Source organism: Cylindrospermopsis raciborskii Cr2010 (genome assembly GCF_003367075.2).
GTDB lineage: Bacteria > Cyanobacteriota > Cyanobacteriia > Cyanobacteriales > Nostocaceae > Raphidiopsis > Raphidiopsis raciborskii.
This window is the reverse complement of record NZ_CP065936.1, coordinates 2653660-2667786: the sequence shown is the minus strand read 5'-3', so window position 1 is coordinate 2667786 and position 14127 is coordinate 2653660. Positions and strand designations below refer to the sequence as shown.

Genomic DNA, 14127 nt, shown 5'->3' with positions numbered 1-14127 from the left:
ATCTAACCTCTCAACACAGCAATTAACTTAATATAGGGAGTGGGGGAATTAAGAGCTTTGGCGCTACTAGTGCTCATATAGCGTTCTACCCACTGCTCATGCTCTTGAAACATTTTATCAATTTCTTGTTGTTTTTTTTCTACCTTTTCTTGTGTCATTTTTTGATTTATTCCACTGTCTAGGTAGAAATGATTCCATTTTTGAAGATGATACTGCCGTAGGTCCTTTAAACGACCTTTTTCTTTGGCTATTCTCTCATTCAGCTCTTGTTGTACTGTCTTTCTTTCTTTTTCTAAATATTCCTGCCCTTTTTTTACTACCTCCTTTAAAAAACTACTCACTTCACTAATGTCTATATTCCCAGGATTAGGTATGGGCTTATTTAAGCCTACTTTTTTTATAGTTTCAGCAAAATCTTCTATTCTATAAGGGTTATTATGATCCACAATAACTGAAAATTGACGACTAATAATTGGTGAACCTTGGCGATTAGAGAAACTGCCAAAACAGATAAAAGTTAAGGTTTTTTTGTCGCTAGGTAGTTGAATTACTGGTGCTTGATGTCGAGGAATGTGGAATAAACATCTGTCGGTTAACCATTCTACTAGGGGATGTAATTCCCACAGATATTGTTTCATTGACCATTGTTTTTCTTGTTGACGCGCATCAGCAATTTCCTTTTTTATCACTTGGGGTGAATCGGTGAGATATAATAAATCTTTTGGTTCTGGAATAATTTCTCTAGGCAATCTTTTATAGCGAGACCGTAATTCATCTGGCAACTGCAATTCAATAAACCTGACTTGCTGATTTATATTTAAATTTGTGACATTTACTATATCAGAACTTAGGGCGGTAGAGACAAAATCAAAGGTCGAATCAAACAGACTCAATAAACTTCCTGTTTCGCATAGCTCTTCTGGTTGTGGAGAACTTGAATAATCATCCTCCTGGTCATTTTCAAACCAGTCAAAAAGCCCTCCCTCCTCCTTTTTATTGTTGTTTTCTAACATACTATTAAACTCTTCAGCAGTCTTTCCCTGCTCTATCACGTCAGAAATATAGTTCTCCTCCTCCTGAGCATCAAACACCCCAATTAAAATTGCGGGATCTCCTATATTTTTAGTAGCCTGTTCCTCTTTGGCCAAGAGTACCTTAATAATACGATGTACCTCATCCATTCTATTTCTACGGGATCTAGTCAAGAGATACCTAATCTCGGGCTTTTTACTTTGTCCATAACGGTCTATTCTACCGTTTCTTTGTTGCAATGTCATAAAAGACCATGGTATGTCAAAATGAATTAATCTATGACTTAAATAATGTAAATTAATTCCTTCGGAAGCTACTTCTGTTGCTAACAGAATTCTCACTGGATCCTTTTCTTTAGAGAACTGTTCTACTACCTCTAACTGCTGGGTATCAGACATATCTCCTTTTAATTTTAAAATACTTCCTGATTTCAACTTTAAATCTTTCTGCAATTCTGTAAACAGAAAATCTAAGGTTTCTAACCTACCTGTAAAAATTACTAACCTATCCCCACTATCTTCCCCATTCCAGCTTAAATCTTGCTTTATCAATTTTAAAAGTCTTTGATATTTAGAAAAATCTTCCTTACCTACTTCACCTAAAGACTGTTGTAACTCTTGTAAAGCCTCTATATCTGCTCGATGATTTTCCCCACCCACCGGATTTTTTTTATTCCCTTCTTTTAGCTTTTTCAACCTGTTATTTACCGTTGCCAAACAAGCCTTATGACTAGAAAGAATAGACTTTAGCAGGGTGGTTTTAAATAACTGTCCACCCCGTAATTGCTTATCACCGGACAGGTTTAAGTTATCCAACAAATCAAATACCCTTTCTTCACTTTCGGAAGCTGGGGTATCAATAGATTGAGAATGACGTTCTGGGACATTATCCCGTAAATCTGCCAAAACATCCTTTTTAAACCGTCTGATATACAAATTTCGGATGTCATCTTTGGTATAATCAGACTCATCTGCAATGGCAGTAGGATCCAGCATATTCATCAAACTGGCGAAACTTTGTGGTTTTCCATCATGGGGAGTAGCAGAAAGGAGGATTAAGGTATCGGAGCGTTTTGAGAGACGCTGAGCCAATTTAGAGCGTAGAGAATTATCTTCTGCTCTTCTTCTTTTCGCTACATTATGAGCTTCATCAATAATAATAATATCCCAATTTGCCTTCTCCAAATAATTACGATATTCTCTGTCTTGTTTTAGGGTATCTATAGATATAATAGTGCGGTCATAATAATAGAAGGGATTATGGTTAGTAGGTATAATAGATTTTATGCGTTGAACCTCTGTAGAATCCAACCTTACCAAGGGGATAGTAAAACGGAACCAGAATTCTTTTTGGAACTGAGCCATCATGGACTTACTGGTTACCACCAAAATTCTTCTTCCCCGGTGTCGTGCAATTAATTCTGCTACGAGAATACCACATTCGAGAGTTTTACCTAGACCTACTCCATCTGCTATGAGCATTCTTTGGCGTAGCATTTTCAGAGCCATACTTGTAGGAGAGAGCTGATATTTAAGAGTATCCATTGCTGCTCTGTGTCCCACATATATTTTTGAGTCGGGGGGGGCTATTTGTTTTAGATTTGCTTCTATAAAGAGACGACTATTTCTATATTCGGGTGAGGTATCTGTAACCAGTCCAGTTTTCTCTGCTTTTAGCACTTCAAAGGGACCTTTTTTAGATTCTAATTCTTCTAGAAATAGGGATCTGGTGCCACGAATAAACTCTGACACCCCTACGACCTGAATTATTTTATCTCCATCGGAGGAGAGGGATACATCTTTTACTAACCATTCTGCATCTCTACATAAGATGCGTGCGCCCGGTGCTAGTTCCATGCTTTTTTTTACTTTTGCATTATTGTAGCAGAATCCTTTTGCCACGATTTTTCATCTATCTTTGGATAGATATTTTGTCGTGGATAATCGTAGGTTGGGTTGGGGGAGCTCAACACCCCTACGGGATATAAATGCGATTAGGAAGCACTCCCCGTGGGCGATTGCCAGAGTATTGGAAAAAATCAGGATAAGTTTAAAAAGGGACTGGGTTTACCATAATAGGTAACTAAAATCTGTTTCTTGGCTCTGGTCGCAGCTACATGCACTAAGCATCTCTCTCTGGTTAAAAACTGCTCTTTAGCTGTTAAATCCGCTGACCTCTCTAGGGCGCTCTTGAAAGGAATAATATCGGCGTTTACACTGGGTAAAATTATATGGTCAAATTGTAATCCTTTTACTCGGTGCATGGTGGCTATTCTTATCCTCTCTCCTCTCTCTTCTTGCTCTCCAATTATTTCTTGTATCTCTAGTTCTTTTAGCCCCTCTTTGTATCTCTCTATCAGTTCTTTGGTTCTTAATGCTATACAGGTTACGCTCTCTTTCTCTGTTTTGTTTATCTCTCTTAAAAAATTTAGAATGTATTCTATTTCTTCTTCTATGCTGTTAAATCCTTTTACTATGGGTTTCTCTCCATGCAATAAGGAACGATATTCTTTTAGGTTGTCTATACCACCATCTAGGTCGTCTATGGTAAGGGGTGATAATATGTCTGTGGCCCATTTGCGGTTCTCGTCTGTGGTACGATAGTTTAAAATCAGTTTTTTTGACCTCCCTCTAATATCTATGTCGCACTGGCTCAATTTCACCGCACTCCCATAAATCCTTTGGTGCCCATCCCCTACTATAAATATGTCGTTGGGTTTTGCAGGCCCTACTATGGCTCTAATTAGCTCAAATGCTATTTTGCTCATGTCCTGGGCTTCGTCTACTATGACGCTCTGATATTTTATCCCCCTGGGGTTCTGTTTTAATATCTCTATGCCATCTCTCATGGCGTCTTTTGGTTCCCTTAACCCCTCTTCACTCAGCAGGTTCATATATTCCTCTATCACTTTCCACACTTTCTGTCTCTGCTCTCTATTTAATCTTGTCCCTCTCCCTGTCCTTACTACTTTTAGGTAGTCTCTCAAGTTCTTACATTCGTTTGTCTGTATTATTTCTTCCCATTCTTGTTTATAAAAGTCTAGGCTTAAATTTGCTTCTTCTCTTTTATTATATGCTTTTTCCCATAATGGTCTGGTTTCTTTATCATAGGCAATTTTAATGTTTATGTTCTGTTGTTTAAAAAACTCTAGTAGCCATTTATCCCACATTCCGCACCCTAAGCTGTGACAGATCAAAGAGGATCCTAATGTAGTACATAATAACTAAAATTAATTCAGGGATTAAAGGGCTTAATGAGAATAAATAGCATTAATAGAGACATGGTGTGAGAAAGTAAAGTTTGGTAACAAAAAAGAGAATTGATAACCAAATAAGAAATAATTGATTGCAACAGAAATAGTAGAGGAAACTGTTGTGAAATTAAAAAGTGAAGAAATAGAAATTCAGAATATAGACCATCTAGGGATAGTAGCAGGAATAATAGATTCAATCGGAATAGTGGAAATAATAAATGAATTGATAGGAGTCGAAAAAGACGAAAAAGTAAATGCAGGTCAAGTAGTAAAAGCCATGATAATAAACGGGTTAGGATTTGTCTCAAAACCGTTATATATGTTTCCTGAATATTTTGAAACAATAGCCTGTGAACATCTAATAGGAGCAGGAGTAAAACCAGAATATCTCAACGATGATAAACTGGGGAGAGTCATGGATAAGATGTTTGAAAAAGGATTGAGTACAATCTTTTTTATCATCGCAGTAAAAGCTGCCCAAAAATTTGGAGTATCACTATCAACATCACATCTAGACTCATCATCAATGCACGTACATGGGAAGTATAACACTAGCTTACAAGAAGTAATATTTGAGAGTCAAAAAATAGGAGATAACCAAGAATTAGAGGAAATGACAGCGAAATTACCAAAAGAAATAACTATTAGTTATGGTTATTCTCGTGACCATCGTCCAGACTTAAAACAATTCATTATAGAAATGATATGTTCGGGAGATGGAGACATGCCAATATTTTTAAAACTAGCATCGGGCAACCAAGTAGATTCATCATGTTTTGGTCAAATAGCAGTAGAATATCAAAAACAATTAGAAGTTAATAGTCTTATGGTGGCTGATTCGGCTTTATATACAGAATCAAACCTGAAAATGATGTCAGAATTATCTTGGCTGTGTCGAGTACCAGTAAGTATAAAAGCGGCAAAATCATTAATCTTAACAATACCAGAATCAGAATTTATTGATAGTACAATACCAGGATATAAACTAGCATCAAAAATAGAAAATTATGCCGGAATAGAACAAAGATGGTTAGTAGTGCAAAGTCAAGAGAGGAGAGAATCAGACTTGCGTAAGCTCACCCAAAAAATTATCAAATCAGAATCAAAAGCCGTGCAAGATTTGAGAAAATTATCACAAGAAGAATTTGCTTGTGAAGCAGATGCTATCAAGGCATTATCAAAATTATCAAAACAGTTCAAATATCATAAAATTAACGAGAGTACAGTTACTCAAGTCAAATCTAATAAAAAAGATAGTTCAGGAGAAACATCCTATCAAATATTAGCAAAAGTCTCGGAAGATGAACGTAAAATTAATAGAGAATCCCTGAGTGCGGGACGTTTTATTATTGCTACTAATGTTTTGGATTCAAAGGAACTGAGCAATGATTCCATGCTCAGTGAATATAAAGCCCAGCAGTGTTGTGAAAGAGGGTTTCGTTTTCTCAAAGACCCATTATTTTTTGCAGACAGTATTTTCCTCAAAAGTCCTAAAAGAATAGAGTCAATGGGGATGATTATGGGTTTATGTTTACTGGTTTATACTTTGGCTCAACGTGAAATTAGAGCCGCACTCAGAGAGTCTAAATCAACAATTAAAGACCAATTAGGTAAACTAACTAACCGCCCTACTTTACGCTGGATTTTTCAATGCTTTCAGGGTATTCATTTAGTTGAATATAACAATGAAAAACAAGTCTCTAATTGGACTAAAGATAGAGATTTTATCTTGAATCTTTTGCCAAATGATTGTTTACGTTACTATCGATTAGTAACTTAATTATTGTCTCTATCAATTTAATTTATCATGTTTAAATGAGCTATTTGATTTACAGCTCCATTTTGCTATGTCTATAATCTTGTTTTTACCCTGGAAAAATTAGTCTATTTTATGATTTTACCTTGAATATCTTAATTTTATTTATTTGTTCACCTCTCTGGGTAATGTGAATTCTTATTGCTGCTTATTGAGAATAGATTTTGATGACATTTTTGCTGATTTACTGTTTCTCGAATGCTTTTTTCACTCTCTATGTTTATTTTTATGCTAACTTTGATTTTTATCTCAGTAATTTCCCTCCCCGATAGTTGAGGGTGCGGAATGTGGGATTTATCTAGGTTTACTACTTTTATCCGCTCCATCTCTTCTGGTGTAACTATTGTCTTTAAACTTGATGCTATGTCTATGCTTAAATTCCTGGTGTAGGTCGTAAATAATATGCGATCGCCTGGCATATTAAAACGATGGTGCACTAACCATTTAGCTCGGTGTAGGGCGACTACGGTTTTGCCAGTCCCTGCACCTCCTAAAACTCTAACGGGACCATTCCAGTCTCGTTCTACTAGTTTACGCTGGCTAGGATGTAAAAATACACGCCACTTTTCTAGGGGTGCTGCTAACATCTCTTCTAGTTCTATGTCTTCAGTAATAACTACAAACCGACTCAGGGTGTCCTGATTTTCTAGCGCTGTTTCTATATTCTCTACATCAATAGTTGTTTTGGGGGTCTCTATTAATTGGTAGATTTCTGGAAGTTTATAGCCAGCTGCTAACATAATTATACGGTCTGTACATTCCTGGGGAAGATGTGATAGTATGTTATCTACGTCTGCATCTGTAACTAGTTTTCGCAGGGCAGGAATTAACATTTGTGGTACGCCCAATCTCATTAAATCTTCGTCTTTGATATGGTCAAATCGCCCGGGTTGTTCCTGTTTTTGTGTGGTGAGTCTTTCTGTTGTATTTTGTATTTCTTCTGTATCAATAATTTGTAAAGCTCCAGATATCTGATTGATTTGACAAACTCTTTTTTGGGCCCAAAAATAGGCTAAATCGTGTTTACCTACCCATAATAAAGGATACAAGTTCCCGGTTTCTGGTTTGAGAATAATTGCCCGGTATTCTAAATCTATTCTCACTGACCTCATGCGGTTATCTTTACAGTCTTTTATGGTCTCATAGTTAATTCCACTACTGGTGGGGTTTTGTTTGAACCGATTGAGAAAGGAGGTAACTTTACTCTGAATGTTTTTGGGTAATCGCCCAAACTGGTCTAAAAAACTGTCTGCAATGGCTAATTTGACGGGATGTTTTAATTCGACCATTATCTTCTCTCCTTAATAGTTGTTTTTAAAAACTGGTTTAGGTTCTCTATCTGGGAGGATACTTCTTCTACTAATAAGCTATGCCACCCAGTTTGCTCAAATATATGTTTGTCTTCTACTGTGGTGACAATACTTACTTTCTCTTCTACCCAGCTTAGTTCCGCACTGGCTATCACTGCTCCCTTTTTGTTCTCTAATTCATAGCCCACTACTGGTAAATTCCACTGGTTCTCTATCATCTGGTCAATCCAAGGTACTAGATCCTCTTCTATGATTAACTCCTTTATACTCTGCCATTCTTTATTTACACCTCTACTAATATTATTATGTATATTTGTATCTAACCTGGTTTCCCAGGTGGGAACCATGGTGCTAAGGTTGTCCCTGTCACTGGTTGTGGTCATGGCATAAGTATAGGGTAAAAATTGATAGAGGTTTAACATGCGTAGCATTTCTTGCCAGTCCGATTGGTAAATTTCTTGCAACCGAATTAAAACTAAACTGCCATTTTTGTTCAATTCCTTATTTCGCTTGTGGTCAACTAGGGTAAAGATCTCTAGATTCTTTGATAATTCTATTACTCCACTATGATAGTTTTGAGGTCGATTCCACATTTCTAGTTGGGGTGCTAAAAAATCTTCTATAGCAGGGGGGGTCTGGTTTTTCTTCTGTGCCTGTAGGATAGTACGCAGCAGTGCCCAGTTTTGCCACAAACTATCTATGGGAGAATAAAGATAATCCATTAACCATTCCCAGCTACTTTTATCTTCTAAATGGGCAAGTTGACTACATTGGTAGTGTTCATATAGTTCTTTCCTTCTCTGATTAATCTGTGGATTGTTCAATGAGGAATCCATTCCAGATTTAGTCCCCCCATAATCAGTGGTGGAGTTATAAAAGGTGGTTTTCTGGTTTAATTGTTTATCTATATCCGCCCAGGTCAGTGACCAACACCAATAATCTCCGGTTTTTATAATCCCTAGACGTTGCTCTAAATCCTGGTCTATTCTTTCTTGGTGATACTCCCATCCATCAGTAAATACTACTATGGGTAAACTGTTAACCCGACTATGGGCGGGATAAAACACAAAATCTGCTCTGCAATTTAGAGGTAGTCCTTCTTCTTTACCTAAAGGAACTTGTAGCTCTATGTTCCAAGCCATTTCCCCTATTTTTAGGTAGTAGGCTTTTTTGCCATGGAGTAACAATGGTTGTAATTTGGTTTCTTCTCCATTTCTTGTATAGCTTGTCAAAGCTTGAATGAATTTAGACTCTAGTTCACTTTCTAGGTCGGAGTTAATGGACAGACCAGAAAGATTTTGGCTCTTCTCTTCTCCTAAATCTGACCAGTGGTTCAAAATTTCACTCAGTAGGGATTGGGCTGCTTTACTACTAGTAAAGTCTTGGTGAAAGCTATTACGATAGGCAAATAAACATTTATAACAACCATCTTCTCCCCTTTCTTGACAACTGCAATTAATTAATACATTTAAAGCCTGTTGAAACACCTGGCGCAGATCCTCTGGTCTACTATCTACCCTGTTCTCACACAACTGTCGCAAATAACCAGTCCCTCCGGGCACTGTGTCATATAGGTAAAGAAAGGATTTACGCAGTTTATTATCTGGTTGGGGTTCTTGCACTTGGGTAATTTGCAGGTGGTCTACCCTTCCTCCAAATTTTTGTTTCAAGCCTAATTGCAATGCAGCAATAAAGGAATGTAACCCCTGTTCGCTCCAAAATCTTTGATCTGGCATTAAAAATCTAATGGATTCGGACTCAAATTCTCGGTATAAATAAAGGGTCTCTATGGTCTCCGCTGCTTCTGGTCGTTCTCGCCATTTACAAGTTAGAGCATGGTCTCGTTCTTGACTTGATTGAGTGTTATTTTTTCTTAAAATCTTCCCACACCCCTTACAAATACGAAATCCTTCTGTAAAAAAGTTCTCTCCTGCTATTTCTACATTTTTCCCGTGGGGGAGGGTCTTCCCCAAATTTATTTCTCGGAATTTGGTTCGGGATATATACTCAAATCCAAAGGGAAATTCTGTACTCTTTACCAGATAAGTGTATTCCTTAAAGGATGGGTCAAAATCTACTAACAAATGGTTTTTAAAAAAACTAGAGTCCCTGTCTTCATTCTCATCCCCAAACCGACTTTCCCTATCTGAGGTGGTGGCTATTACTTGTTTGAGACAACACATCATGTAATCTACCTTGGTCTCCCCACATGGTGTCTCCACAGCGAGGACAAGTTTTTTGGCTATTAGAAAAATCAGGTGCAGCATAATGACAGTTGCGACAGATGCGCCATTTTTCTGGTTCAGATAGTTTTAAATCTATTTGGTCTATGGTTATAGATCTACCCTCTGCATAAAACACACAACCAGGTACAAGTTCTCTAATAGCAATTTGGCTCGGTCTCTCATAAGTATAAGCAAAGGGAGTTAGGTTTTTGTAAGTAGTTTCTCTATTGGAGCTATCCTCATCTGGTTTCTCCCTTCGGAGAATGACAGAGCGCAGGGTTACCCCCGCTTGCGGAAAAGAGTAGTTGGGTAACATCCCCTCATCTGTGAGAAAGTTAAACAAATTTTTCTGATTAATTTCTTTAATTAGTTGTTGAAAGGCTAGTTTTTCCTCTTCTAGTTCCTGTTTTAGATCCTGGTTGTTCGGTAAATTTTGAATCGTATCCGGTTTTTCACCCATTTTCTTTATGGTTCTTCCAATAGAATCTATTAGATTTTTTATACGCTTACGCTCTTTATTTATTTCCTTCAACCTTTCTAATATATCCAGGTGTATTCCATCTCCTGGAGTTATCCCTATAAAAGCACCTAATTCTTTCCTTAAATATTCCCCATCCACACGATTATAGTCTTCATATTGAGTGTTATCCCTGGTTTTCTCCCTTCCTTCCCTTAGATTTGTAAACAAAGACAAAAAATCATCTAGCAACTTTTTCTTATGACGCTCAATAAACTTCAGCCAGGTGTAAGGAAAACGTCCTTCATCACACTTATCTACCGCATCTAAACTCTTTTGCAATTGAATCGGTAACTCCTCCTTACTTACCCCCTGGGTCACCCAACAGTCTAAACAAAAAGCTGTTAACTGTCTTTTTAAGATAGCTGCTGCGTTTAAATAACACCCCGCTGGTTCTACCCTCCCATCTATCAATTCCCCAGGATCTGCATAGAAAAATAAATCATGGGCTTTTCCAGTAGCGATCGCACTGATGAGTGCATTACCCTGTTTTCGCCCTGCTCTTCCTACCCGTTGTTGAAAGTTAGCACTATTGGGGGGAATGGAACAAAGAACTATACTAGATAAGTCACCAATATTAATACCCATTTCTAGAGTAGAGGTAGCAGAAATCAAATTAGGGTCACAAGCACGGGCACTAGTAATAAACAATCTTTCTAAGTTCTCCCGGTGTGGACGACTAAGCATACTTGTATGTTCTTGAGCAAACACCCGGTGAACCTGACCCCTTTGATAAAGTTGGGAATAATAAACTAGACCTGAACTGGGAATCTGGTATTTTCCGTTACATTTACTGTTATAACAAGCACCTCCTACCCCAGCATGGGGGGAGAGAGTGACTGAGTGATTACAGCTATCACATAAAAAAACATCACCCTGGGGAAAAATCTCCATCACATTCATAGGAATTCCCCAAACATCCCCTTTTTCCGATTTTCTCCTTTCTAAAATCTTCGTTTTAGTCAGTATATCCAGGGTCTGGTAGAGAATTTGTTTGCACTGTTCTCTCATCAATAAACCAAAAGAACTAAACACCCGCTCTGTCCAATTTTCACACCAACTTCCCCTAGGAGAATTAGAAAAAACTGCCTCCCAGCTATTTTCTCCATTGTTGGTAGTCAAAAATCTAGGAATAGTAGCTGAATAACTAAATTTAGGCATAAACCATAACTTACTCCATACAAAATGGTTACCCCCTGTTTCAATATACCCATGATTAGCCACTACAGGTTGGTATATGCCCCCTAAAAGGCGTAGATGATTAAGTATACCAAATATAAATTCATGCACTTTGGGGTATGACACACCATGCAATAGCTCTATCTCATTATTTAAATAAATAATTAATTCTTGTACAGACTGCTCAATAATAGATTGATTAAAACCCACACTACATAACCCACTAGACTCGAGGGTGGTACCAATGGTAGCGCGATGACTAAACTGAGCTACAACTTCCCATTCCAGACGTTTTTTTAAAAAACTCAGCAAACGAGTAAGTTCCTCTTTGCTTAAAGAGTCGGGATTCTCTATCAGTTTTTCCCATTCTTGCAACCAATGTAAATCACTGGGAAGAAAGGTGGCCACATATTTAGTGTAATCCTTATCACCCTCTTTGGTTAAGGTAGTCAACCAATAGTCTGAAAAACCCTCTACTAGTTGTTTCAAACTTATCTTTCCCTCTCCCGCGCTTAAATTCTGCACTGCTTGAAAAATAGCTGTTCTAAGGGTAGTGCGATAGGTTCGAGAATTATAAAATCCTGCGCGATGGGCTGCATCTTGAACTGAATCAGAAAAAGCCAACAGTTTCTTATCTTGATTAAACTGAGTAGTATAAAGGGTACTCACAATAGTGCTGGTCAAACTAGCAGCTTGAGAACCTAAAATAGATAAACTATTAGTAGCTTGACAGTAAGGACAGTCATGAGTAGAAACAGACTTAGACTGCTTATTTGCTTTTTTTACTTTCAGTATATCTGGAATTTCTACATCTATTAATTCTTGGGAATTACAACTATGGCAAGTAACTGCATCAGGCAAATTAATTTTTAAACACTTGGAACAAAGACGAGCAGCAAAAGCAGGATCTAGATTATTTTTGGGATTATTTTTGGGATTATTTTTAGGAAAAATAAAACAAGTCAGAGGATTATAACTAAAAAATGCCTGATAGAAATCTTGTAAATTTAGAATTAATTTATCATCATTTTGGGATCTTTTTATTGCACCCCATCCCGTCATACCACAACTACGACAGTGAATAACAGGCATAGTTTTAGTTTTTTCTTTAATTTCTGCTGTTAAATCATCGGAAAATAAAAGCCGTGGTGTTGGTTCCACGGTAGCCACCATTCGTTTTAGTTCCCGGAACCATACATGTACCCTTAAATTAGCCCAAGGTCTTACCACAGAACTATTAGCCACATCTTGAGAGCGAGCTACAGCCATTAAAGAAAATATACTATCCAACAACAAAAAATTAAAATACCTATTCTCCGGACTATTATTATTAGGGAAATGAAGACGACGACCAATCTGCTCTATAATTTCATCATAAGTATAGCTCTTTTTAGACAGAATTCGCACCAGATTATGAACAATAGGCAAGGTTTTCAAATCTCTACCCAATTCTAGACACCATTCTTCTCCTAAATCTGCACCAGGTTCTGATATGCCATATCCCCCAGACCTTTGTAACCAAAGTTCAGCTTGGGCGCGAATATAATCTGCTGGAAACAGATAATTTTCGGCACTCAGAACCTCTTTATAATCTTGAGTAGGTATGGGAATTACATTCAGTAGACTTCCCGCTAAAAACTCCATATCAGGAATGCGTTTTTCTTCTATTAAGGCCTGGTCTTCAAAACACTCTTGAAATATAGTTTCAGCATAGCGTAAAATATTCCCTGACCCTTTGGCATTAGACCCCACTCCCAGGGTAGCAGAAGTTCCCACACAGGTTAAAAAATTTTCAGGCACCTGCAAGCGATATTTCAGCCTACGTAATAAACAAGCTAAATCAGTCCCTTGGGCACCATCAAAAGTATGGAACTCATCTACCACCAGATAGCGGAGAGTGTTTGGTTGATTATTTTGCCATAGAGATTGAGAATTGGGTTGAATTAACAGATAATCTAACATTTTATAATTGGTCAGCAGAATATCCGGGGGAGATGCCAAGAGTATTTGTTTATCAGTAATAACCTTTTCTTTAGTCATCACCTTAGTGGGATTTTCATCTTCCTCACCCACATATAACCCCGCCGTAACCTTCCCCTTTAGTGAAGGAATAGAATTAATAAACTTAGCTATTCGTTTAGCCTGATCCGTTGCCAAGGCATTCATCGGATAGATGAGAATTGCCTTGATTCCCCCTTCTTGAGAATAAATTCGGCAATGTTCTAAAACGGGAATTAAAAAACACTCTGTTTTTCCTGACCCAGTCCCCGTTGCAATTAAAGTAGAATGATAATGGGGAGGCATCAAGCGAGTAAAAGCCTCTTGTTGATGTAAATAGGGGATAAAATCTAGGGGAATATGGGGGAAAAAGTCCCTACCAATAGAGCCAGTTTTAAAAGGCATACCCAATGAAACATAGGGTCCCTTACACACATTATTTCCAGGCTGATAAACCCCTGATTCTTCTCCTGATTCTCCCTCTCTTTCTCTTATTATAGGTGGATGTAAAAAATCACCAATTAAATTTTTAAAAGGACTATTAGTCGGATGAAAAGTAGTAGAAATAAAGTCTTCTACATAGTTGCGAATTTGGTTTGCTAGTACTGATGGTATCATATTTTATCTAAGTATATATTTTGGTAAATACAATTTTACCATGTTATAATAAACATTACACTAGTTCAGATACACTTCTTAAAAGGGGCGATCTCACTAATCAGTTTTGGTCTAGATTATATGGTAATAATTATAAACCCTTGTACTTTTTATTGACAAGGGATTTTATATATAAATGT

6 protein-coding genes are annotated in these 14127 nt (G+C 37.4%); 1 reads left to right on the top strand and 5 read right to left on the bottom strand.

What is annotated here, in order from left to right; translation table 11 throughout:
- Nucleotides 1-2: 2 nt before the first annotated feature.
- Complete coding sequence (locus C6N34_RS12175; protein ID WP_115538191.1) at nt 3-2888, bottom strand: DEAD/DEAH box helicase; 2886 nt, start codon at nt 2886-2888, stop codon at nt 3-5.
- A gap of 182 nt (nt 2889-3070) precedes the next feature.
- Entirely contained in the window at nt 3071-4201 is a 1131-nt protein-coding gene (locus C6N34_RS12170) for a 3'-5' exonuclease (protein ID WP_115538192.1), read from the bottom strand.
- Nucleotides 4202-4406: 205 nt separating this feature from the next.
- Here C6N34_RS12170 and C6N34_RS12165 point away from each other — a divergent pair, with 205 nt between their 5' ends.
- Nucleotides 4407-6065: an IS1634 family transposase gene (locus C6N34_RS12165; RefSeq protein WP_115539016.1), complete on the top strand. Its 1659-nt coding sequence runs from the start codon at nt 4407-4409 to the stop codon at nt 6063-6065.
- A gap of 149 nt (nt 6066-6214) precedes the next feature.
- Here the strand turns inward: C6N34_RS12165 and C6N34_RS17125 are convergent, their stop codons facing one another.
- From C6N34_RS17125 to C6N34_RS12145, 3 genes are read right to left on the bottom strand one after another with little or no spacing between them, the layout of a single operon-like run.
- Nucleotides 6215-7390: a type II toxin-antitoxin system RelE family toxin gene (locus C6N34_RS17125; protein WP_329606408.1), complete on the bottom strand. Its 1176-nt coding sequence runs from the start codon at nt 7388-7390 to the stop codon at nt 6215-6217.
- A complete protein-coding gene (locus C6N34_RS12150; RefSeq protein WP_220272398.1) occupies nt 7390-9597 on the bottom strand; it encodes a DUF1998 domain-containing protein in 2208 nt (735 codons plus the stop codon). Before C6N34_RS12150 ends, C6N34_RS17125 begins: the two co-directional genes overlap by 1 nt.
- A complete protein-coding gene (locus C6N34_RS12145) occupies nt 9554-13948 on the bottom strand; it encodes a DEAD/DEAH box helicase (protein ID WP_220272397.1) in 4395 nt (1464 codons plus the stop codon). The genes C6N34_RS12150 and C6N34_RS12145 overlap by 44 nt, the downstream gene beginning before the upstream one ends.
- Nucleotides 13949-14127 lie beyond the last annotated feature (179 nt).